Source organism: Prevotella sp. HCN-7019 (assembly GCF_037890215.1).
GTDB lineage: Bacteria > Bacteroidota > Bacteroidia > Bacteroidales > Bacteroidaceae > Prevotella.
Genome location: NZ_JBBKBO010000011.1, coordinates 45146 through 69405, shown reverse-complemented (window position 1 = coordinate 69405; position 24260 = coordinate 45146). Strand labels below are relative to the sequence as shown.

Here is a 24260-nt window from a genome sequence, read left to right as displayed (position 1 = left end):
ACGAAATCCTTCAGGCGCCGGCGCACAACAGAAAAAGCGCCGACGCCACACATAAAAAACAAAGCCCTCGACACACTCACGCATGCCGAGGGCTTTTTCATATATAATGTATAAAGCGAATTTACTTTATTACATTCCTGCGCAGGCTATGCCTGCATTTCTTTACAGCGGTCGTCCCGTGAAGGACGGCCGTTTTCAATTACATTTCTCCGCCTTCACCACCATACTGCTGGCTTTCGAAATCCTGCATATTGTTTTCCTTCTGCGGTTTCTTCTTTGCCTTCATGTTACCGAAGTTCCATGTCACGGTGAGATTAACATTGCGTCCGCCACGTTTGTTCATCTGATATCTTGTGAACGTGTCGCTCTCAGTATAGTTCACCCATTTGCGTGAATTGAGCAAGTCGCGGCAGTTGATGGCCACGGTGAGTGCCTTATTGAAGAAGTTCTTACGCATTCCCAGATCCACACTGTAGTTGGCTTTGCGGTAACCCTGTGTTATCACCTGGCGGGCGTTATAGCGTCCGGTGGCCTGTACCGATATGTCGTACGGCAGGATGACACTTGCAGTCATGCGGGCGTTCCATGTGAAGTTGTCGTTGCCCTCACCTTTCACAGTCTGTCCGTCGATGTCATAACTGAAACCGTTGAGCTTGTAATAATAAGCATTTGCTGTGGTCGTAAGATCGAGGATGCGGAACAGTTTGTTCTTCAACACAAGTTCCAGACCTGAGCTCAGGCTCTTCGCTACGTTCACGCTTGTAGAATACATCAGTCCGTCTGTAGAGCTCTGATAGTTTATACGCTGTATCACGTCGCTTGTCGGACGGTAGTATGCACTGACGAGCAGCGAGTGTTTGGTCCATGTCTTGAGATAGTTCAGCGAGAAAGAATTACTGAATTCAGGAGTCAGTTCAGGGTTACCGAACGATACCATAGTTGCGTCACGAGTATCGCGGAACGAGTTGAGCTGTCCGCCCCACGGACGACGCAAGCGTCGTGTATAGTTGAGTTGCAGCTGCTGTGTTTCTGTGAGTTGGTAAGAAAGGAACAGACTGGGGAACAACTGGAAATAATCCTTCTTGAAAGCCGGGTCGCGCTTCGATGCATCATGCTCCTGCTCCCATGTGTAACTCTCGGTATTCACCTTCCAGTATTCACCGCGCAGACCTCCCATGACGTTCAGTTTGCCGAACTTATAGCTCAGTGTGGCATACAGTGCATGCAGATCCATATCGTAGATAAATCTGTTGAAATATTCCTTGTCCTCCACACTGTTGGCTCCGTTCCAGCTGGTATCGTCGATATATGACTCCTGCGGTGTGTTCTCATGCGAAAAATTGCCCAAATAACCGGCCTCTACCTTCATGCGGTCGTTTATCTGATTCTCATAATCGAGCTTCACTTCCCAGCGATTGTTGTTCATATACATCGGGCGATACTGGTAGTCATATTCTGTCGGACGTTCCTCGCTGTAATACGTGGTTGAGTCCTGATATAGGTTATCATTATCGCTTTTCCACTTGTTTGCATCCACAGTGAAGTCCAGGAAATGCTTGTCCGAGAAGTTGTGACGGTAGTTGAACTCGCCGTAGAACATTCTCATGTCATTCTCACTGCGTGTGCTTCTGAACATGACACGCGAATCTGTCGCATTACCAAGCGTGCCGTAGTGATATGGTATGCCGCTCGAGTTCTTTCCGGCACCTATCATCATCATTCCGTTGAATGAGAAGTCATCCTTGTCTGTGGCATGCCATGTCAGACCGGCCCGGGCAAAAAGGTTGTTACCGGTGTTCTTGCTGGTTCCCTTGTAGCGCTGATATTCGTTGGTGTTTGTGAATATCTGGTTGCTCTCCGAACGTCCGTCGTTTGAACGATGACGGTAGCCAACATTTGCGTATGCGTCGAATTTTGAGCTGTTGTAGTTGATGTTGAAACTTGTATTAGCGCTTCCGCGTGTTCCTCCACCTGCCTGCAACGATCCGTAATAACCGGCCTTGCGGTCTTTCTTGAGCACAATATTGATAATTCCGGCCGAACCTTCTGCGGAGAATTTGGCCGACGGGTTGTCTATCACTTCTATTCTTTCAATGCTTTCTGCCGGAAGCTGCTGTAGAATCTGTACGCGATTGTCCGACGTCAGTCCGCTCGACTTACCGTTTATCCACACCTCCACACTGCTGTTTCCGCGGAGCGACACGTTGCCGTCGTTGTCCACTTCCACCGAAGGTATGTTATCGAGCACGTCGCTTGCTGCCTCACCACTATTCGAAATGAGCTGAGTCACGTCGAACGACTTGCGGTCAACTTCCAGTTTCATGGTGGACTTCTGTCCTGTGACGGTCACTCCTGCCAGCATGTTCTGGTTTTCCGACATGTAAATACGTGTAAAAGTTCTCTTCGGGTTCTCGGCTGTGATTTCAAAATCACGCACTTCTTCTTTGTAACCCACAAACGAAAGTGTCAGGACATAGGCACCATTCTTAAGGTCCTTCACCGTGAAGTTACCGGCAGCATCGGTCATACTTCCTCCGACATATTCTCCGGAAGCCTTCTGCGTTACCCTTACGTTCACGAATCCGAGCGGTTCGGAATTCTGCTTATCCAACACTTTTCCCTTAACAAATCCCTGTGCCGATAGAGTGCATGCACTCATACACAGCAATAAAAAGAATAATATTCGCTTCATAACGGTCTTTTTGACGTAAACGGAACGTCAAAGTTTAATTCTGTAACAGAAAAAAAATATCTGATAAAATAATGTGTATGCAATTTTAATGTTATTCTCTGAAAAAATTGTACCTTTGCATCTGATAAAAGGGCTCCTATAGTTAAATGGATAGAACGGAGGTTTCCTAAACCTTTGATCCGGGTTCGATTCCCGGTGGGAGTACCAGCGGCAGACGCGGACAAGCTCACTAAGAGATGTCCGCGTCTGTCTTTTCACTCAGTCTCCACCATAATTCTGCACATGGCGTCAGCTACTACAAACCGTCCTCCTGCGGTTTCTGCATGTCAGTATTCTCATTTCAGCCGGCCGCAATATTCCTTAGGCGTCATACCAGTCACGTGTTTGAACATCCGGCTGAAGTGCTGCGGATAATCAAACCCGAGGTCATAAGCCGTCTGCGACACGCTCCTACCCTCTGCAAGCAGGTTTTTCGACTGCTGCACCACATAGTTTCTTATGTAGTCGCGAGCCGTGTCGCCCGTCATTTTCTTTATCAGATCGCCGAAATAATTGGTCGACATGCACAACTTGTCTGCACAATACTGCACACTCGGCATACCCTGTTCCATCTGCCGCCCGTTCTCATAATAGTCGTGCAGCAGTGCGTCGAAGCGCTTCAGCACGTCCGTATTGGCAAGTTTTCGCGTCATGAACTGCCTCTGATAGAAACGGCTGCAGAATCTTAATATCAGTTCGAGATAGCCCGTCAGTATGTTGTCCTGAAAATCATCCCTGCCGTTTTCCAACTCGTTCTTCATCTGACGCATCAGCGACACCAGTATGTCATGTTCCTCGCCCGTCATATGCAGCGCCTCGTTTATGCGATAGTCGAAAAACGAATACTTCCTTATGTCTCTCTGCAACGCACTGCCGTGCAGCAGGTCGGGATGGAAAAGCACCGCCCACCCCTTTATGTCCACCCGCTCGCCGTTGTCCTCCTTGCCGCCTATCTGTCCCGGCGCCACACAGATGAGCGTGCCCTTGCGGTAGTCGTACTTGCCACATCCGTAGGTCAGGTCCACAAGATCGTCGTCGCGGAGAAATATGCCATACACACTGTAATTGTTCAGACTGTGTCTTATGGGCGACACCTCCGAATAGTCAATCACGCTTATGAGCGGGTGTCTGTCGGCATATCCCAGCCAGCCGCTATAGTCGGCCACCTTCCTCACATGAAGAATCTTTGTCATAATACAGCAGTGTTTTATTTCCTGTTGCAAATATAGTGTTTCGCAGCGTATATAAGCCAATGTTCTCCGAAAATCCGTAAAACTGGTAAGAACCTCCAGCTTCGTGGTATCACAGGCCGCCCGCCTTTACATAATTTTGTCAGCAGAAACAACAGACAAAGTACATGACAGAAAAGACATACGCCAACACCGAAGACAGGCTCTATGCCGACGATGTGGTGAACTACATAGCACTGCGCCACCACATCAGCCCGCAAGAACTGATAAGACATTTCACCGCACTCGAGAAAGAAGGCCGGACGACAGACGTCACATCTTCCGTCAGACTCGAACAGAACGAAATCGAGATGCTGAGAGACCTGTGCGCGACAATATACAAGGAACTATAAAATAGAAGAATATGGACAGAAGAACATTTTTGAAACTGACATCAAACTCGGCAATGCTTGCCGCCTTCGGTCTCGGAAGCAGCAGCAAAGTGCTCGCAAGTGAAAGAACATCCGACTCAAAACCCTCCGGTGACAACAAGCCGGCCGACATGGAACGACGCAAACTGTCCGGACTCGATGTGTCGGCCATTGGTCTGGGATGTCTGCCTATGGTGGGATATTACGGCGGTAAATACGAAAAGCGCGACATGATAGCACTCATACGCCACGCCTACGACATGGGTGTGACCTTCTTCGACACTGCCGAGGTGTACGGACCGCACCTGAGCGAGGAATGGGTGGGCGAAGCCTTGCAGCCGTTCCGTGACAAGGTGAAGATAGGAACGAAGTTCGGTTTCGGTGTGGAGGAAGGCCGGCCGACAGCCCTTAACAGCCGTCCCGACCACATACGCCGCGCAGTGGAAGGCTCGCTGAAGCGTCTGCGCACCGACCATATAGACCTGCTCTATCAGCACCGCGTCGATCCGGAGGTGCCAGTGGAGGATGTAGCGGGAACAGTGAAAGACCTGATGAAGGATGGCAAGGTGCTCCACTGGGGCATGTCGGAGGCGAGCGCACGCTCCATACGCCGCGCCCACGCCGTGTGTCCGCTCTCGGCTGTGCAGAGCGAATACGCCATCTGGTGGCGTGAACCCGAAACAAAGATATTTCCTACGCTTGAAGAACTCGGAATAGGTTTCGTGCCCTACTGTCCGCTGGGGCGCGCTTTCCTTACCGGAACAATCGGCGAGGACAGTACGTTTCCGCAAAACGACCGTCGCCACAATCTGCCGCAGTTCACACCCGAAGCACTCCGCCACAACATGCCTCTCGTGGCTCTGGTACGCCATTGGGCCGAGCGCAAAGGTCTGACTCCGGCACAGTTCGCCCTAGTATGGATTCTCTCGCGCAAGCCCTGGACCGCTCCGATACCCGGCACAACAAGCCCTGCACATCTGGACGAACTGCTCGGCGCGGGCACCGTGCGCTTGTCGGCATGGGAGATGGATGAGTTTGAGAAGGAATATGCACGCATCGACCTTATGGGTCACCGCGCCGACCCCTTCACCGAAAGCCAGATAGACAAATAGGACCTCTCACCCCGACTATCAAACATAGCAAAAATATATGTCTAAAACATTCATCTTTCTGCTGTTCCTTGCCGTGCTGTCTGGTTTTATCGCCCACTCCTATCTTGCCACAGACAACGCTACAGACCGCAATCAGACCCAAAACACCCAACCAGGCATGTGCGCCAAGCTGCCCATGGAGGCCGACGGCATTGTGCGGTTGTCAAAGATAGAGGTCTATCCGGAGCATCTCGAGGAATACATGAAGTATGCCTCCGAGGTGGGCGAAGTATCGCTGCGCACCGAACCTGGCGTGCTCACGATGTATGCCATGAGCGAAAAGGACAGTCCGTGCCGCATAACCATACTCGAGACTTACGCCAGCCGCGAGGCATACAAGCGGCATATAGCGTCGCCGCACTTCAGAAAATACAAGGAGGGGACGCTGCATATGGTGAAGTCGCTCACGCTTTCGGATCAGACACCCGTGAATCCGGCCAACAGGATAACCAACTATATGGAATGACGCAGGCACGCGCCTCATTTCCCAAACAAAGTCGACTGCCATCGTGGCGGTCGGCTTCGTTTTTATGACACATGCGTCAGGATTTGCATAAATATACAAAATAAAAAGTAAAAAATCTTGACAAAAATTTTTCGCAAAATAGAAAACGGAGCGCTGCAAAAACGGCTTTATCGGAGCACTGAATTTTTTCGGAGGAGCCGGAAAAACGTGCACGTAAACCGCTTCACCGCCGACCGTTTTCCGAAATGGACTTTTTGAGCCTGCGAAACAGACTTTATTGATGCCCGAAATGAAGCATATCAGGGCATGATATGGTGCATATCAGGTGGTGATATGGGCTCTATCGCAGCACCGTATGGACGATGTGATTTCAAGAAACATTGTAAACAGCTGACTGACAAACACTTAAGCAAAGTGCTCAAAATTCGCGTATTTGCCTCCGGATGTTCTTCTGTTCGCAAATATTCGATTCTCGTGAAGTTGACGATGTATAAATATTCATCCGCCATAACGCAGACTGCATATTTATGCAAATGCGCGATAAACCGATGACAGGAGCAAGGCACACGGTAGATACACATACAAATTTCTCCGATTGCACAGCCTGCCGGCTCTTAATCATAATGTTTGCCGCAGCGACTCAACGTAAGCTATGTTTTGCAATAAAAGCATAATGATTATAATACAGGATATGCCATAAACACAATGAATATATTACACCATTGACAAAAAAGCTACAAAGCATATTATTGGTCTGTTTGGCAAAAAACGGAAACAAACAACCGGCCAATCATCATCTTCTTATATTAAAGGCGATTGCATGCGTTAATTATTGTGAATAATACAAATTTATTAAATATATACACTAATTTTGACTTTCGAAATTTCGGCCAGAAAGTTTCAATTAGTAATTTTAGACGAAGCAAAATAATAAAATAGACACAATAAGACCTAAATTAGAAGCTAATAATTATTCACGTTATAAAATTTAAAATTATTGTTATGAGAATTATTAAAATGTATGCAGGAATGCTTTTCGCATTCTTATTGACAACATCATGCAGTGAGGATGACAACACATCCGGCAAAGGACCAGACCCGGTTGTGGTCACAACGGAATTTTCTGTCGCCGGTCTGGCAGGACAGGCTGTAACAGTAGAGGCTGCTGACGGAACAACCAATGACATTGTATTTGATGCGGAGGGTAAATCCAAGATTGAAGTTCTGAAGACTGATGAATCGAAATTACCGGTATATACAAAACTGAAGATCGCAGACAAAAGCATACGCTTAGGCAGACAAGCCGGCACACCTATCGTGTTTGACTACGAAAACGGTGAAGTGGCACAGCGCACCAACAGCGACGGAAGCGTAATTATAGGCATCGTGGACGAATTTGCAGCCATCATGGCAGACGCGGAAACAGACCCTGACATGCTGGCAAAGGCTTACACACAGGAGGCAGACCTCTACTTCAACGGTGTGACCGACTGGCAACCTATAGGCGCCAGCTTCTCCGCTCCTTTCACAGGAACGTATGACGGCAACGGCTTCAACATACACAACTTTTATCTTGCACCGGAAGGACAACAGCTACAATATACAGGACTGTTCGGTATCACACGCGATGCTGTACTGAAAAACATAACAATAGCATCCGGCGAGATTAAAGGTTTCCGTTATACCGCAGCCATCGTGGCAAGAGTTCAAAACAATACAAGCGAAGTGATCAATTGCCACAATTACGCCAGTGTTACAGGTGAAGAGACAGAAACCGGAGGTATTGTTGCTTCTGCAATGAGCGGTGTAACAATTAAAGACTGTACCAACCATGGACTTATACATGGTAAAAGCACTATTGGAGGAATTGCATCAAGCAGCAACGGCAATGCGAATATAACAAACTGCACCAACTATGGCGACATAATATGCACAACAGGCGGTGCCGGAGGTATAATAGGCAACAGCCAGGGTATGGTTGTGGAATGCAGCAACGAAGGCAATGTGGAAGGTGCGACTTCAGTAGGTGGAATAGCCGGTCAGGCTAGCGGTTATAACATGCAACTGAACAAATGCACCAACAAAGGAGGAGTGAAAGTGCACGTAAACGGCGGAGGTGGTATAGCCGGAAACGTCGGAATGGGCGTGACAGTTCTGGAATGTACAAATGAAGGAACAGTGATGGCAGACCCGCAGACCAATGAGGACGAGACACAGACAGATGTTGAAGCCATAGGCGGAATTGCAGGAATGGTATCGCAGGGAGGAAACATAAAATCATGCGTAAATACCGCTGATGCGGTAATCGTTGCCGGTACAACAATGTCTGTGGGCGGAATTGCAGGATATGTACGCAACGGCGAAGTGACCGACTGCATCAACAAAAACAATATCAGCAGCCAAGGCGTAAACACAGGAGGTATTGCTGGTTTCAATGCAGGCAACATCTATTCGTGCACTAACGAAGGAAGCGTGTCCGGAAAGAACTTTGTCGGTGGAATAGTAGGATTTAACGAAGAGGGTTACGGCAAGGTACGCTTCGGTCTTAACAACGGCAATGTGAACGGCACAGACGGTTTTGTCGGAGGTATTGCAGGCTCGTCGTATGGCACAATCTCCGCTTCACGCAACAATGCCGCCATCACCGGCACAACCGTAACAGGCGGAATCACAGGTGGAATGGCCGCATACGGTTATGTGCTTGCATGCGCCAACTATGGCAAAGTGAAAGGCACCGACAACGTGGGCGGCCTCGTAGGCGAGATGCGCCAGTCTGGACTTATTGAAGCTTCGTTCTCTGTTGGCAACGTAAGTGGCAACACCAACATAGCCGGTATATGCGGTGTTATGACCGATATGTCTGGCGAATGTGGCGTATCGGCAAGTTACTGGTCTGGAAACTGTCAGAAAGGAGTAGCCGTTGGCACAGACGCACCAATGGACGTATACTACTTTGATGACGGAACAACCGCACCACAAGGCGTGACAACAGGCTGGCCTTCGGAGACACAAAACAAGAACTGGGGTGTGAGCGAGGATGGCACAAACTCCAAATGGTGGAAAAATCTCGGAACAAAAGGTAAGGCCGAATACCCTAAACTGTGGTGGGAAGCATAAAAAACATTTATAAATAATGTGTTATTGGAACGCCGGAAATCAGCCACGTTCCAATAACACTTTTCTGTTAATACCATTCAAAAAGCATATTGTGCATATTAATATATGCCATATAAGATATATATTTCTGTTATCTTATATCATTACCGACAATCAGCCTGCAGACATTTCATATCACATTATTCCATATAATATGCCATATTTACAACACAAACATTATGGTACACTATGACATATTGGGACAAACGGCATGGATTTTGTTACTAAAAAAACTAAAAAGATAAGTTTCTGTTCGAATGTAACAGCATAATATACGTATATTTGTAAAACACAGCAAGCGGCGCGGCATAAACAAAAACATATCGTGACACGCAGCCGGAGGCTTTCACTTCAAACATAATAAAAATTAATAACAAAGCGAAACCAACAAACAGAAAAATCATTATGAACTTCAAGAAACATTTAGGATGGATTATCGCCGGAGCAGTGGTGCTGCTTCTGGTAGTATGGTGCGTAACCGGTTACAACGGACTGGTGTCGATGGACGAGAAAGTGAGCAACAACTGGGCCAACGTGGAAACTCAGTATCAGCGTCGCGCCGACCTCATACCGAACCTTGTGAACACAGTCAAGGGCTACGCCGCACACGAAAGCAGCACGCTCGAGAACGTGGTGAAGGCGCGCAGCGAGGCTACACAGGTGAAGCTTGACGCCGACAACCTCACTCCGGAGAAGCTGGCGCAATATCAGAAGGCACAGGGTAACATATCGACAGCCCTCGGACGTCTGCTCATGGTGGCTGAGAACTATCCGCAGCTGAAGGCTAACGAGAACTTCATCAACCTGCAGGAGCAGCTCGAAAGCACGGAGAACCGCATCACCGTGGCACGCCGCGACTTCAACAATTCGGCTAAGGAATACAACGTGGCGATACGCCGTTTCCCGAAAAACATACTCGCCGGACTGTTCGGATTTGAGAAGAAGAGCTACTTCGAGGCTGCTGAAGGCGCAGAGAAAGCTCCTGAAGTGAAATTCTGATATAACAAACAATGAGGCACATATTTATATTAATAGCATGTCTTGCCACGCTTGTGCTGCCTTCGGCGGCACAGGACAGCGTGCGTGCATACAAGGTGGAGGATGTGCCCAACGTCAGACTGACCGACACACGGCTGCACGTGAGCGACCCGACAGGCATTCTGTCGCCTGCCGCACGCGACACCATAAACGCCGTGTTCAGCCGTCTTGAGAAGGAGACGGGCATCGAGGCGAGCGTGGTGATGCTGCCGTCGATAGGCGAAGACAACGCTTTCGACTTCTCTCACCGCCTGTTCCGCCTGTGGGGTGTGGGCAAGAAGAAGAGAAACAACGGACTGCTCATACTCTTCGTGGCCGACCAGCGCAGCATACGTTTCACCACGGGCTATGGTCTGGAAGGCGTGCTGCCCGACGCGGCATGCAAACGCATACAGACGAGATATATGATTCCGGCGTTCAGCAAAGGCGACTGGGACACGGGTATGACGGCAGGAGCTAAAGCCGTGTATGCCCGGTTGAAGGACAGTATGAAACCCGACGCCGCAGCCGACGAGGGATTTCCTGTAGGCGGACTGGTGTTTCTGGTGCTGGCCATAGCACTTATGATGATGCTGCCACGGCTCATCAACCGTCGCACACGCAAATGTCAGTACTGCGGCAAACCGTCATTGCGCAAGATGTCGAGCGACGTTTACAGAACAGCAGACGGCGGACACGTGAGAAAAGACGTGTTTGTGTGTGACAACTGCGGACGCATCACCGTGAAGCATACGCGCCTTGATGACAACGGAGGAGACAGCACCGGAGCATTTCTCGGCGGCATGTTCCTCGGCTCCATGTTCGGCCGCGGCCACGGAGGAGGATTTGGCGGATGCGGATTCTCGGGCGGCAGCTTCGGCGGAGGTGACTCCGGAGGAGGCGGAGCCGACTCCAACTGGTAAGCAGGACATATAATAATGACTATCGTTGCAGCGACTCGCCGACATGACGGAAGCGCTGCAACTTTTCGTTTCACATAACACATAAGGACAATGCAACACACACCTATGACAACAGCGGCCGAAGTGACAGCCCGCATGATAGCCATGGCCAACGACGGGCAGCGCGAGGTACTGATGAAATTCTTCAAGACAGCTCCCGGACAGTATGGCGAAGGCGACGAGTTTCTGGGCATACGCGTGCCGCAGACACGGCGCGTGGTAGCAGAGGCTGCCGATATGCCGCTGAAGGAAACGGAGGAACTGATATACTCGCCGTGGCACGAGATAAGGCTATGCGGATTTCTCATACTGACCGAACACATGCGACGGCTGACACTGCGCCGCGCACTCAACGACACTGAGAGCATGGAGAAGCGCGAGAATCTGGTGAAATACTATCTCAGCCACGCCCGACAGGCCAACAACTGGGACCTGGTGGACCTCTCTGCCGGAAAGATTGTGGGCATGTGGCTCACCACACCTTCAATAGCAACGGAGCAGGAAAAGACGGAAGTGATGGACCATCTGGCTGAAAGCACGTGTATGTGGGAGCAGCGCATAGCAATGGTATCGACAATAGAACCCACGCGTCAGGGCGACTTCCGATATGTGCTGCGCTATGCGGAGAAACTGAAAAAACATCCCCACGACCTGATGCATAAGGCCGTGGGGTGGATGTTGAGGGAAATGGGAAAGCGCGACATGAACATGCTGCGCGCTTTTTTAAGCCAGAATTATGCCGATATGAGCCGTACATCGCTGCGTTACGCCATAGAACGTATGGAGGAAGACGAGCGCCGGCAGTGGCTCACCATGCAGCCATAAAGGCCTTAAAAGCCACATGCACGGGCTATACGGTCCGGCATCAAGACCATAAAAGACAGGAGGCTGTCAGCGTTTCAGCAGTTTTGCAGAACCGTTGGCGGCCTTCACTACATATACGCCGGCAGGAAACGACGAGGCCGGGATTGTGGCACTACCGTCTGCTGACACTGCAGTTTCTGATAATTTATCGCCAGCCACGCTGTAAACGCCTACCCTTCCTGCAGCGGCACCACTGACAAACACACTCTCGCCGTCGGCGCTCATGGATGCCGTAAGTGCGGCAGAAGTTTCAGACGTGATGTTGTCTACGCCCGTATTGACAGACTCTATCTTCATTGAACAAACGCGGTCATTCCATTCATTGCCTATCCATGGATTGGTTGTAGTGAACGTAACAGATTCGCCGTCGAAGTTATCGCCCGAATACATGGTCACCTTATAGCCAGACAACAGCTTGAAAGAAGTGATGTCGTTGGCACGGATGCCGTAAAGCGCCATTTCGGTGCGGTTGAAAGAGCCCTCGGGCAGAGTCACCATGTAGCCGCCATAATTTACGTCCTGATAGAAGCGTGCGGCTGCCTTCTCAACCGTTTTTGTGGGGAATATACGATTGATGGCGGTGGCCCACTCGTTGACATTGCGATCCTCATTATTATAAAACCACAAAAAACCTCCCTGAACTCCATCAGCGTCGCGCCAATTCTTGAAGCGACTCTCCATTTCAGAGAGATTATCACTTTCTTCACAATTATACCCAATATACATCGGAATATCGCCGAACACCTTCCATTCAGAAGGTTTGTTATTTGCGCCACCACTATATGTCTGCAGATAGACAATCTCACACGTGCCCGGTTCTTCGTTCAGACGGCTTACAAGCTGCTGCCAATATTCGCGATTCATGTACGGAGCAATAGTTGTCTTATAGCCTATGTCGGCAAGCATGCGATGGAACTTGACAGCAGTTTCGATGTCATAGTCCTGCTCCTGGTCATTGTTGACAGCAACAATCTCGGGTATCATATCCTTCAAAGCCTTGAAATTTTTGTAGAGAACGGTCTCCTCGCCTGTTCCATAACGGTTGATGAAATCGCGTATATTGCCGTAAGAACCGTTGCCCCAACCGCCAATGCAGATCTCCAGACGGTTGATTGTGGTGGGCTGAGTGACGAGCGACTTAATGTCGTCAACATAGTGTGGTTGGTATCTGTCGAACACATACTCTCCGTTCTGGCAGATTATACCGCCGGCCTCAGCCGGAGTCTGTGAATCCCAACTGTAGTCAGTGGTCAGCGAACCATCCTTCTCGACGTTCACATTGAAAAGAATAGCTGTGGTGTAACCGGAGTTTTTCAGATTTGGTATAGCCGTTTCGCGTGTACGGCGTATGTGTCCACAGGCATAGATGGCCGACTGTGCGTAAAGATCGGCTGCTCCGGCCACGAGCAGCGACAGCATGATAAATGTTCTGGTAAGTGTTTTCTTCATATTATTAAGATAATAGTATGGTTTTTGTTATTTACTGATTTTCCTTATAATGGTAAGTCCGTCACGCAGCGGAAGAATAACTTTCTCAACACGCTTGTCGGCAGCTACATGGTCGTTGAAACGGCGTATGCCGACTGTCTGATGGTCGCGGTCGTAGGCATGATCGGTCACATGACCGTCCCAAAGAGTATTGTCAGCAAGAATGTATCCGCCCGGCCGCAGGACTGACATGACCATTTCGTAGGTCTCAACATATGTGCGCTTGTCGCCATCAATGAACGCCATGTCGAACTCTATGCCGAGCTTGGGTGCCTCGGTTATGGCGTCGCCGATGATGAACCGTATCTTGTCGGCCACGGGCGAGCCTTCGAGCCACGGACGGGTGAAATCTTCCTGTTCGTCGTTTATCTCGAATGTCCACACCTTGCCGTCGTCGTCAAGTCCTTCAGCCAGACAGATGGCACTATAACCACTGAATGTGCCCACCTCAAGAATGTTGCGCGGACGTATCATGGTGACAAGCATCTTGAGCAGACGGCCCTGCAAATGGCCGCTCGCCATGCGTCCGTGAATGGTGTGGATGTTGGTGGCACGATAGAGACGATAGAGATAATCGCCTTCGGCATCTATATGATTGAGAACGTATGACTCAAGTTCACTGTCCATAGCTTCGTTATTTGATGTTTGCGTTAAGTATATTCCGCGATTATTCTGCGGCCTGAGTGGCAAGGCCTTTAAGTGCTTCTACGGCAAGACGGTAAGAGTCGAGACCGAAACCACAGATGACTCCGGCACAGGCACAGGAAATCATGGAATGGTGACGAAACTCTTCGCGCTTGTGCACATTGGATATGTGTACCTCAATGACGGGTGCCTGAAGCGAGCGTATGCAGTCTTGCAGAGCTATACTTGTGTGGGTGTAAGCACCTGCATTGAGCACAATACCGTCGCAGGAAAAACCGATCTGTTGCATCTTGTCGATGAGCTCGCCTTCGATATTACTCTGATAATAATTTATCTCTACGTCGGGATATGCGGCACGAAGCTTCTGCAGATAGTCGTCAAACGAACTGCTGCCATATATGCCGGGTTCGCGCCGTCCGAGCAGATTGAGATTCGGGCCATTAATGATCTGTATTTTCATAATGTCGGTTTTTGGTTATGGTGTCGCCGGTGTGTGGGATAAGGTCTGCATAAAGGATATCAACTGCCGGCAACAACTATGATACTGCAAAAATAAGGAAAATAATTCTGAATATCACAGACGCGGGGTGGCATTTTAGGATTACGGGGCGAATGTTGCGGTAAGACACACGAAAAAAGGCGTAACAGCAGAAATAAGGAAACAAAAAGCTCCGGCTTCTGCATGTGCAGACGCCGGAGCTTATGTGTTATTAAAGAATGCCATCAGGCAAGCAGACGCTTCACAACAGCAGAAATGGCACGACCGTCGGCACGGCCGGCAAGCTGTTTAGAGACAACGCCCATAACGCGGCCCATATCTTTCATACTCTGGGCACCGGTTTCGGCGATGACCTTCTTCACTTCAACCTCTATTTCAGCCTCACTGAGCTGCTTGGGCAGATATTCCTCAATGACTGCAGCCTGAGCCAGTTCGCCGTCAGCAAGATCCTGACGACCGTTGTCGATGTATGTCTGGGCAGATTCACGTCCCTGTTTTGCAAGTTTCTGAAGTATCTTGAGAGCATCTGCGTCCTCGAGAGTATCGTTGGCTCCGGGAGCCGTCTTTGCCTCTAGGAATACTTTCTTAATGTTGCGCAATGTCTCAAGACGCACCTTGTCGCGGGCCTTCATGGCCTCTTTGATGTCTTCGCTGACTTTATCGAAAAGTGTCATAATATTGTTGTTTTAAGTAAAACTGATCAATCCCTGTATAGGTTCTCCATTGTCCTTGTTCTCTGCGACAGGCGTCTTGGCCACCAACAACTGGCGTATCTCCTCTAGTTTCTGACGTGTACGCTTGTATGTCGGCGTATTCTCGACCGCCATTATAACTTCTTCGTTGTCGAGATTATCGGGAGAGAACAGGAAGATATGCGGACGACGCTTGTACTGATTGCAGCCTCCATCTCGTCCGTAGAAGCGCTGGCGGCGGTTGGCGCGGTCGATTTCGTTCTCTTCCTCACGCGCCAGACGGTCGACCTCTTCCTGAGTGTGTTTCTTCAGGTGCTTGTTCATTCCATCCACGTTCTCGATACCAAAACCGGTGGCAAGTATTGTGACCTTGACCTTCTTGCCCAGTTCGGAATCGATGCCGACACCCCATTTGATTTCGAAATCGCTTCCGAAACGCGACATGAAGTCGTTGACATCGTTCATTTCCTCCATCATCAGACCGGAATTGTCGCCATTCTCATTGCAGAAGTTTATACTGAGAAGTATCTTCTTGGAGTTGAATACATCATTATCATTGAGCAACGGAGAATTGAGAGCATCCTCGATGGCTTTGCGCACGCGTCCTTCGCCCTCACCATAACCCATACTCATAATGGCGACACCACCGTCCTTAAGTACGGTCTTCACGTCATTGAAGTCGAGATTTATAAGTCCGTGATTGGTGATTATCTCGGCTATGCTTCGTGCCGCAACACTCAATGTATCGTCGGCCTTGCCGAAGGCTTCGAGCACAGGCAGCTCGGGATAGATCTCACGCAGTCGCTCGTTGTTGATAACAAGCAGTGCATCGACATGTTTGGACATTTCCTCAACACCATCGAGCGCCTGATCGATCTTGCGTGCACCTTCAAAACGGAAAGGAATAGTCACAATGCCGACTGTAAGAATGCCAAGTTCTTTTGATACACGAGCTATCACAGGAGCTGCACCCGTGCCAGTTCCACCACCCATTCCTGCCGTGATGAATGCCATCTTCGTACCATCGTTGAGCATATTTTTCACGCTTTCGATGCTTTCTTCAGCTGCCTGGCGGGCTTTCTCCGGTTTATTACCAGCACCGAGTCCTTCCTTGCCGAGCTGCAGACGCACGGGAACTGGTGAATCGTTGAGGGCCTGATTGTCGGTATTGCATAGCACGAACGACACGTCATGGATGCCCTGACGGTACATGTGGTTGACGGCATTGCCACCTCCTCCGCCAACACCGATTACCTTTATTATTGTGTTTTCCTTAGTGGGGAGTCCGAAATCCACCATTGGGGAATTTGTATTATTGTGATCCATAATATTTTATTTTATCTAAGTTACTGATCTTCCGGAGCTACAAGCGATTTGAAGAATTTCTTCATAGACTCCTTGAACTTGTTGGTTGAAGAATTTTTCTTTCGCTCTTCGCGCTCAATACGCTCTTTCTCTTCCTGTTCGGCCTGTGCCTTGCGTTCCTCTTCTTCTTTACGGCGACGCTCTTCTTCTTCCTTCTTGCGGCGTTCCTCCTCTTCCTTACGGTTGATCACTCCACCTCCGGCAGCTGATGGCTGGCGCTGGACATTATTGTTTGAAGCATTTTGCTGAGCATTTCCAAAGATATCGTCGGATATAGGTTCACCGGCACAATTCATGTCACCCTTCAAAAGAAGACCGCATATGGTATTCATGGTTCCGTCGTGCGGAATAACAATTTTAGGCGTCGACGGTGTTATACTTGCATGTACGAACTTGCTGACACGCACCTTCTCCATATGAGTTGTCTGACGGAAAACAACATCGATGTTGCTCATGTTGGAACCGCCACCGGTAAGTACAATACCTCCAAGGAGTTTGTCGGAATATTCATTCGGCACTTGTGCCCACACATTTTCAACAATCTCTTTGACGCGAGCCTCGACTATTTCAACAAAAATACGGCTGTCAACCGAACGCTCCTGATCGACCGGAAGCATCAGAGTACCATCAATGTCGTTGTTGTCGGTATATGCACTGCCATACTTCAACTTCATCTTCTCTGCCTCAACCTCATCCATCTGCAGCGACTCTATGTCTTTTGTGATATTGCTGCTGCCAAGAGGGATAACTGCTATGTGACGAAGAATATCACGATAATACACCGATACGGTAGTAGTATCTGCACCGAGATCAACAAGCATGCAACCAGAACGTTTCTCAGTCTCTGTGAGCACAGCATCAGCCATTGCCAAAGGAGAAAGATACATCTCAGCTATTGCAATACCGGCACTATCGAAACATTTGTTCAGACTGCGATAGAAAGACTTGCGCCAAAGTATATTGAGGAAATTGCCCTCTATATGCGATGACTGGATTCCAACCGGATCAATCTGGTATTGAGAATCAACCTTATATTCAAGCGTAATGGCATCGAGTATTTCATAATCCGGATAAGTCACACCACGATTGATGTCCATGATTTCATTGACAAGGTCCTGCGAAACAATTGTATCCGCAGGAAGATCTTTCTGAATGACATTTCTGACGCTGCGGATGCTCTGACCTCCAACGCCCACATACACTTGGGACACTTCTGTCTTAAGAATCATCTTCAGCTTGTTTATGATATTTGTCAGACAAAGAGCCGTTTTGTCAATATTATAAACAACACCTTTGCGTATGCAAGAGGCGGCATCCTCCTTCACGGCAGCAATAACGGAGATGCTACCGTCGGAATTCTTTCTTCCTGCCATGCCGGTCATCTTGGATGATCCAAGCTCTATTGCTACTATAAATTCATTTGCCATACGTTATAATGTTTTTTTCTTTTGTTCGGTTTGTTGCTGTTTCTGCTGTTTGTTCTGCTGATCGGTTGCAGGTTTTTCCGATGCTGCTGAAGACTGTGTCTCCACAGTCTGCGGTGTCGGTTGGGGATTATGGACAACTGCCTTATGCGAACGTTTCTTGCATATTATCTGATTGTCAAATTCGAGATTAATATACGAGTATTTGTTCCAGCCGGCATATGACAATCCGTATTTATAAAATTTGACAAGACGTGTCATTTTCCTACCAACAAAATCGGATATCAGTTTCTCGTGACTTACATTCTTCTGGAATTCAGGCAGGCGTCCTATGTATACGATATGATCGCCAACACGAGGAACGAGTTCAACACCCCCTCCGGGAAGCACGTGAATCTGTTCGATAAGATTACGCCATACGTCGTTTGCCATAAGCGCTTTTCCCATAGGGGATATGTAGTTTGTCGCGAAACTTGGAGTGATGTTGCCACTCGCGATAATCAGGTTACTGACATATGAAGAATTGGGCATGACGCTGTTCTTGTCGTCAACATAATAATCATCGCCATTGTCTGCCTTGATGCGGATGACCGGCAACAACTGCGTGATGTTGATAAACACCTGTCCATCTTGAGTTTTGTAACATTCGGCCGTTTTCACAAACGGACTCATCTTAAGGCGGTCCTCAATTTTTCGGGCGTCAACATAGCGCAATGGTTGTCCTTTTGGATATATGCCACCGGCCACAAGACGCTTCTTTATTTCTGCTACAGTGATAAATCCATTATTGCTCTCGTCGGCTATCGAAATATTTACTTTTGTACATTTCTTCTTCGTTTCATCGGGTTTGTTGAACGCGGTGAAAGCAAGAACGATATAAATGCCCAGCACTACATCGAGCAAAATGATAAATGTCCTTTTCCAGATTCGCTTCACTTAGACTCAAGTATCTTTGTGATTTGTGGCACGTAATTGTCAAGATCGCCGGCTCCAAGAACTACCAATACATCGAAGTCTCGGCCTTTCACAAGGTCGAGAACATCTTCTTTATGTATCATGCTCTTTTCCACACCGGGTTTGAGGTTGTCGTAAATCAGCAGGCTTGTGACTCCCGGTATAGGCTGTTCACGTGCCGGATATATGTCACAGAGTATCACTTCATCAAGCTGACTCAATGCATCAGCAAAATCTTTATAGAAGTCACGGGTGCGTGTGTACAGATGCGGTTGGAATATTGCAGTTATCTTACGGTCCGCATACAACTGCCGTATACTGCGCGCACTCTGATATATTTCCTTTGGGTGATGGGCGTAGTCGGAAAGGAAAACAAGTTTGTCTGTCTTTATCTTGAAATCGAAGCGTCTGTCAACTCCACGATAAGTCTTCAAACCATATTTCAATTCTTCAGCCGTACAGCCACAAAGCTGAGCCATGGCCATTGCTGCAACACCGTTTTCGATGTTGATAGGTATCGGTTGGCCAAGTTCGACATTCTTTACATTCTCTATTGGAGAAACAAAGTCGAAAGTAATCTCACCATTACAGATTCTGATATTTTCAGCATGGAAATCACCGGAATCAAGGCTATATTCATACACCTTTACCCCGTCCTGCACATGCTGTTGCATTTCAAGATCCTTATGAATAATAAGAGCACCACCCTCCTGTATAAGCGTCGTGTAATGGTTGAAACTTTCAAGATATGCTTCCTTGGTACCATAAATATCAAGATGGTCAGGATCCGTAGAAGTGATAACACTTATCCACGGACGCAACCAATGAAACGAGCGGTCGAACTCATCGGCTTCAATCACAACATAGTCGCTATTTTGTGAGAGAATATAGTTTGTTCCATAGTTTTTCAATATACCGCCAAGGAATGCATTGCTGTCAATATGACTCTGGTGCATTATGTGTGCACAGATTGATGACGTAGTTGTCTTACCATGAGTACCGGCAACACACAATCCTTTATGAGTTCTTGTAATTGTACCAAGCACCTGTGCACGCTTCTCTATTTCAAAACCGTGTTCCTTAAAATATATTAGTTCCTTATGCGTAGAAGGTATGGCCGGAGTATAAATCACAAGACATGACGCAGCATTACGACATGCCTGAGGGATGCTGTCAATATCTTCTTCGTAATGAAGAAGCATACCCTCTTTCTCAAGCTGTGCTGTAAGAGTAGATGGTGTTTTATCATAACCGGCCACGACAACGCCTTTATGCATGAAATAACGGGCCAAAGCACTCATTCCGATGCCTCCGGCTCCAATGAAATATACAGATTTTATATCTTTAAGTTCCATATTCATTTACATTTAAAAGACATACTCAGCTTTCTGCTAATTTTATCACCTCGTCAGCAATAACCTCTGCAGAATTTTCCTTTCCAAGCATACGGATATTTGTACTCAACTTTGCAAGAAGATCGGAATTTTTCACTGTATCAACAGCCAATGCCAGCAAAGAATGCGGAGCATCTGCATCTTTCACGTAAAGTGCCGCATCTTTGTTAACAAGAGCCATTGCGTTCTTTGTCTGATGGTCTTCTGCCACATTCGGTGAAGGCACAAGAATAACAGGTTTTCCTATAAGACAGAACTCACTGATAGAACTTGCTCCAGCCCGGCTTATCACAAGGTCTGCTGCCTTGTAAGCTGCACCCATATCGCCGATGAAATCCGTCACCTTGAGCATAGGAAGTTCCTTATGAGCTTTCAACTGTTCCATAATGGCTGCATTATAATATTTTCCTGTCTGCCAGATGAACTGTACACCGCTGTTCTCCACCAAATCAAGATGCTGCATAATGCTTTCATTTACGGTACGCGCACCGAGACTACCACCAACAAGCAGTATTGTTTTCTTCTCCGGATCAAGTCCAAATGACCTTATGGCGTCTTCACGACTGATGCTGTTCTCTATAAGAGATTGTCTGACAGGGTTACCGGTAATGACAATTTTATCGGCCGGAAAGAATCGTTCCATTCCTTCGTATGCCACGCAGATGCGCTTTGCTTTCTTTGCCAGGAGTTTGTTGGTAACACCGGCATACGAATTCTGTTCCTGTATAAGACATGGAATACCCATCGAAGCACACTGATTAAGTGTCGGACCGCTGGCATATCCACCCACTCCAACGGCAGCCATAGGTTTGAAATCCTTTATAATCTTACGTGCCATACGCTGACTCTTCCATATACGATAGAGCACTACGATATTGCGCAACATGTTCTTACGGTCAAATCCACATATCGGCAAGCCTTTTATCTCGTATCCAGCTGCAGGCACACGCTGCATTTCCATTCTGCCTAAAGCACCTACAAACAGTATCTTTGCATCAGGGCGCTTTGTCTTTATGGCGTTGGCTATAGAAACTGCCGGAAATATGTGTCCACCTGTTCCACCACCGCTTATTATGACTCTGAGTTCTTTCTGCTCTTTTTCCATTTTCAACCTCCTGTTTCAAATGACAAAATTAATCATTTTCTGACAATAATAGAATTCATCACGCGGTTTTTATTCTGCGTTGCATCACATCATTCACCATCACTTGAGCGGTTCCCGGTTTCTGTTCAGACTGCTCTCTACGTTTGGCCGAACGACTGATACTCAGAATAGCTCCGATATACACACAATTGATAATTGTTGAAGTACCGCCCTTACTTATTAGCGGAAGCGGCTGACCTGTCACCGGAGCAAGTCCCACGGCAACACACATATTGAACAAAGCCTGTGTCACCAGTAACAATGCAAGTCCCATAGCAAGAAATGCCGGGAAGTTATTCTCACACCGATTTGCAATTCTTCCTGTACGGAACAATAATATAATATAAAGCATCGCCACAAATATAGCACCGATAATCCCCATCTCTTCTATTATGATGGCATAGATAAAATCAGAGAACGCCTGCGAAAGAAAATCACATTCCTCCGAATTTCCAGGTCCCTTGCCTGTTATATTGGATGATGCTATCGCGATATTGGCATGTGCCCACTGCCCGTCCTTGTCTAGGTCCACATCCTCAGCTTTCAACGGTTTATTATAGATAAAATCGTCAATACGCGCTTTCCATGTATCAAAGCGATGGAACACTTTCTCCACTGCAGATTCTTCCTTCTTATTTTCCGCTACAACTTGTGTCACATCCACATCCGACACAGTTTTCTCACGTTGTCTGTCCGTACCGAAAACCATCACCATTGCGAAAACTCCCGATATGACAAGAGCCGTTACCCCAAGTAGTTTTCCTAGCTGACTTGCCGGGACACGCCCTATCAGCATCATCATAAAAACTACTAGACACAATAGTGCTGCCGTAGAAAGGTTCTCAAGCATGATAAGCGGAATGAAAAACATACACACCGTCAATATATACCTGAAAGCCTGTCTGTCAGCACCTTTTTCAGTCTGCATTGCGCTCAGAATCTGCGCCACAGCCAGCACAAGTGTACCTTTTGCCAACTCCGATGGCTGGAACTGTATGCCCATGACCGTCACCCATCTGTGCGCTCCATTGGTCATTTGGCCAACTATGTACACACTTATGAGTGCCACAAATGAAACGCCAAGCATAAGCGGCAAGGCTATTCTGAAATATTTGCACTTTATATTAAGCGTAACAACCATGAAAAAAATTCCCATCAGCAGTATGCTTATGTGCTTCAGAACTGGTGCTATGTAGTTTCCCCCCTTGTATGTCAGCTGCGAAGAGGCCGAATAAACCTCGACCACGCTGATGATACAAAGGAAAAAGAAAACCATCCATATCACCTTATCGCCTTTGAAAATATTTCCAAAAGTCTTGTTCATAGTTGATTCTTTTTTTGTTTCAAATTTTATCCTTTCGGACTAAAGCGCTCTTACAAGAGCCTTGAACTGTTCGCCACGATCCTCCATATTCTTAAACAGATCGAAGCTGGCACAACAAGGGCTCAACAGCACAGTATCACCGGACTGCGCCAGTTCGCGGCAAGCCTTCACACAATCTACCATATTGTTCGTGTCGCGCACCGGAAGTCCGAGTCGGTCAAAGAAATTATGCAGTTTAGTATTGTCTGCTCCGAGATAAACCAAAGCTCTGCACTTCTTCGTCACCATATCCTTTATCTCATTATAGTCGTTGCCTTTATCCTTTCCGCCAATGATAAGAACTGTCGGAGAGGTCATACTTTCAAGCGCATACCAGCATGCATCCACGTTAGTCGCCTTCGAATCGTTAATATATTGCACGCCTTCAACTATAGCAACCTTCTCAAGTCGGTGTTCCACTCCAGGAAAATCACCCAAACATTTACGCAGCGTTTCGCTATCTATTCCCGCAGCCACCGCAGCTATACCGGCAGCAAGCGAATTATACATATTATGTTTACCTCTGAGTGAAAGTTCCTCCTGCGGCATTTCAAAATATCCGGGAGTATTTATCTCATACATTCCATTGTCGAGGAATGCGGCACATGCTTCATTCTTTGTCTCAGAGAAAGCGTATCTTGCAACCCTGACGTCATATTTCGGAAGTTCCTTTGTAACCACCGGATCATCATTCCAATAGATGAAACAATCTTCATCCGTCTGATTCTGCAGTATGCGCATTTTTGCATCAATATAGTTCTGCATACAGTTGTCATAACGGTCGAGGTGGTCCGGCGTTATATTCAGTAATATAGCGATATTGGCCCGGAAGTCATACATATCGTCAAGCTGGAACGAACTAAGCTCTATTACATAGCAGTCATGTGGATCCTCGGCCACCTGAAGAGCAAGCGAATTTCCGATATTTCCTGCCAGTCCTACATCCAGTCCGGCTGTTTTGAAGATGTGATAGATAAGAGAAGTTGTCGTGGTCTTACCATTGCTGCCTGTTATGCATATCATTTTCGACGATGTGTAACGTCCGGCAAACTCAATTTCACTTATTATCCCTATGCCTTTTTCCATGGCTTTTCTTATAATGGGAGCCTCCTTGGGTATACCGGGACTCTTGATTATCTCATCAGCATTCAGGATTTTCTCCTCCGTATGCTGTTTCTCCTCCCATTCTATGCCATGATCGTCAAGCACTTTCTTATACTTGTCCTTTATGGCAGACATGTCACTTACAAACACGTCGAAACCTTCCTTTTTAGCCAAAACGGCTGCACCGGCACCGCTTTCACCGGCTCCAAGAACTACAATTCTTTTCATATCATGATGGTTG

The 24260-nt window shown here is 47.7% G+C and carries 19 protein-coding genes, 1 tRNA gene and 1 pseudogene; 8 read left to right on the top strand and 13 right to left on the bottom strand.

The annotated features are described in order from the left end of the window. Window positions 1-199: 199 nt before the first annotated feature. Window positions 200-2692: a TonB-dependent receptor domain-containing protein gene (locus WKT13_RS12035; RefSeq protein ID WP_340324060.1), complete on the bottom strand. Its 2493-nt coding sequence runs from the start codon at window positions 2690-2692 to the stop codon at window positions 200-202. Between the two features lie 132 nt (window positions 2693-2824). Between WKT13_RS12035 and WKT13_RS12030 the strand changes: the two genes are divergently transcribed. Next, window positions 2825-2899, top strand: a tRNA-Arg gene (locus tag WKT13_RS12030). A gap of 128 nt (window positions 2900-3027) precedes the next feature. Here WKT13_RS12030 and WKT13_RS12025 read toward each other — a convergent pair. Further along, a complete protein-coding gene (locus WKT13_RS12025; protein WP_340324059.1) occupies window positions 3028-3924 on the bottom strand; it encodes a helix-turn-helix domain-containing protein in 897 nt (298 codons plus the stop codon). Window positions 3925-4088: 164 nt separating this feature from the next. On the opposite strand from WKT13_RS12025, the gene WKT13_RS12020 reads away from it, so the two are divergent. The 7 genes and pseudogenes from WKT13_RS12020 to WKT13_RS11990 all read left to right on the top strand — a co-directional run bounded on the left by WKT13_RS12020 (window position 4089) and on the right by WKT13_RS11990 (window position 11908). Beyond that, a complete protein-coding gene (locus tag WKT13_RS12020; protein WP_340324058.1) occupies window positions 4089-4313 on the top strand; it encodes a hypothetical protein in 225 nt (74 codons plus the stop codon). 11 nt (window positions 4314-4324) lie between these two features. Next, entirely contained in the window at window positions 4325-5443 is a 1119-nt protein-coding gene (locus tag WKT13_RS12015; protein WP_340324057.1) for an aldo/keto reductase, read from the top strand. 73 nt (window positions 5444-5516) lie between these two features. Continuing rightward, a pseudogene (locus WKT13_RS12010) lies at window positions 5517-5948 on the top strand (putative quinol monooxygenase); the annotation flags it as partial. 1002 nt (window positions 5949-6950) lie between these two features. Further along, window positions 6951-9065: a hypothetical protein gene (locus tag WKT13_RS12005; protein WP_340324056.1), complete on the top strand. Its 2115-nt coding sequence runs from the start codon at window positions 6951-6953 to the stop codon at window positions 9063-9065. Between the two features lie 444 nt (window positions 9066-9509). Then, window positions 9510-10103: a LemA family protein gene (locus WKT13_RS12000; RefSeq protein ID WP_340324055.1), complete on the top strand. Its 594-nt coding sequence runs from the start codon at window positions 9510-9512 to the stop codon at window positions 10101-10103. A gap of 11 nt (window positions 10104-10114) precedes the next feature. Then, entirely contained in the window at window positions 10115-11044 is a 930-nt protein-coding gene (locus WKT13_RS11995) for a TPM domain-containing protein (RefSeq protein WP_340324054.1), read from the top strand. Window positions 11045-11134: 90 nt separating this feature from the next. Beyond that, complete coding sequence (locus tag WKT13_RS11990) at window positions 11135-11908, top strand: DNA alkylation repair protein (protein WP_340324053.1); 774 nt, start codon at window positions 11135-11137, stop codon at window positions 11906-11908. 66 nt (window positions 11909-11974) lie between these two features. On the opposite strand, the gene WKT13_RS11985 is transcribed toward WKT13_RS11990, so the two are convergent. The 11 genes from WKT13_RS11985 to murD form a co-directional block, all read right to left on the bottom strand. Further along, a complete protein-coding gene (locus tag WKT13_RS11985; protein WP_340324052.1) occupies window positions 11975-13396 on the bottom strand; it encodes a hypothetical protein in 1422 nt (473 codons plus the stop codon). Between the two features lie 27 nt (window positions 13397-13423). Next, window positions 13424-14062 (bottom strand): O-methyltransferase, encoded by a 639-nt coding sequence (locus WKT13_RS11980; protein WP_298618288.1) that lies wholly within the window; start codon window positions 14060-14062, stop codon window positions 13424-13426. Between the two features lie 40 nt (window positions 14063-14102). Beyond that, a complete protein-coding gene (aroQ, locus tag WKT13_RS11975; RefSeq protein WP_340324051.1) occupies window positions 14103-14540 on the bottom strand; it encodes a type II 3-dehydroquinate dehydratase in 438 nt (145 codons plus the stop codon). A gap of 263 nt (window positions 14541-14803) precedes the next feature. Further along, window positions 14804-15253: a GatB/YqeY domain-containing protein gene (locus tag WKT13_RS11970; RefSeq protein ID WP_298618290.1), complete on the bottom strand. Its 450-nt coding sequence runs from the start codon at window positions 15251-15253 to the stop codon at window positions 14804-14806. 12 nt (window positions 15254-15265) lie between these two features. After that, entirely contained in the window at window positions 15266-16597 is a 1332-nt protein-coding gene (gene ftsZ / locus WKT13_RS11965) for a cell division protein FtsZ (protein ID WP_340324050.1), read from the bottom strand. 20 nt (window positions 16598-16617) lie between these two features. Then, window positions 16618-18063, bottom strand: coding sequence for a cell division protein FtsA (gene ftsA / locus WKT13_RS11960; RefSeq protein WP_340324049.1), 1446 nt, complete (start codon window positions 18061-18063; stop codon window positions 16618-16620). A gap of 3 nt (window positions 18064-18066) precedes the next feature. Next, window positions 18067-18963: a cell division protein FtsQ/DivIB gene (locus WKT13_RS11955; RefSeq protein ID WP_340324048.1), complete on the bottom strand. Its 897-nt coding sequence runs from the start codon at window positions 18961-18963 to the stop codon at window positions 18067-18069. A 29-nt stretch (window positions 18964-18992) separates the two neighbouring features. Continuing rightward, window positions 18993-20369, bottom strand: coding sequence for a UDP-N-acetylmuramate--L-alanine ligase (murC, locus tag WKT13_RS11950; RefSeq protein WP_340324047.1), 1377 nt, complete (start codon window positions 20367-20369; stop codon window positions 18993-18995). Between the two features lie 25 nt (window positions 20370-20394). Further along, window positions 20395-21513, bottom strand: a complete 1119-nt coding sequence (gene murG / locus WKT13_RS11945; RefSeq protein ID WP_340324046.1) for an undecaprenyldiphospho-muramoylpentapeptide beta-N-acetylglucosaminyltransferase — start codon at window positions 21511-21513, stop codon at window positions 20395-20397. 58 nt (window positions 21514-21571) lie between these two features. Beyond that, window positions 21572-22876, bottom strand: coding sequence for an FtsW/RodA/SpoVE family cell cycle protein (locus WKT13_RS11940; protein WP_298618296.1), 1305 nt, complete (start codon window positions 22874-22876; stop codon window positions 21572-21574). A gap of 39 nt (window positions 22877-22915) precedes the next feature. Further along, a complete protein-coding gene (gene murD, locus WKT13_RS11935; RefSeq protein ID WP_340324045.1) occupies window positions 22916-24247 on the bottom strand; it encodes a UDP-N-acetylmuramoyl-L-alanine--D-glutamate ligase in 1332 nt (443 codons plus the stop codon). Between the last annotated feature and the right edge of the window lie 13 nt (window positions 24248-24260).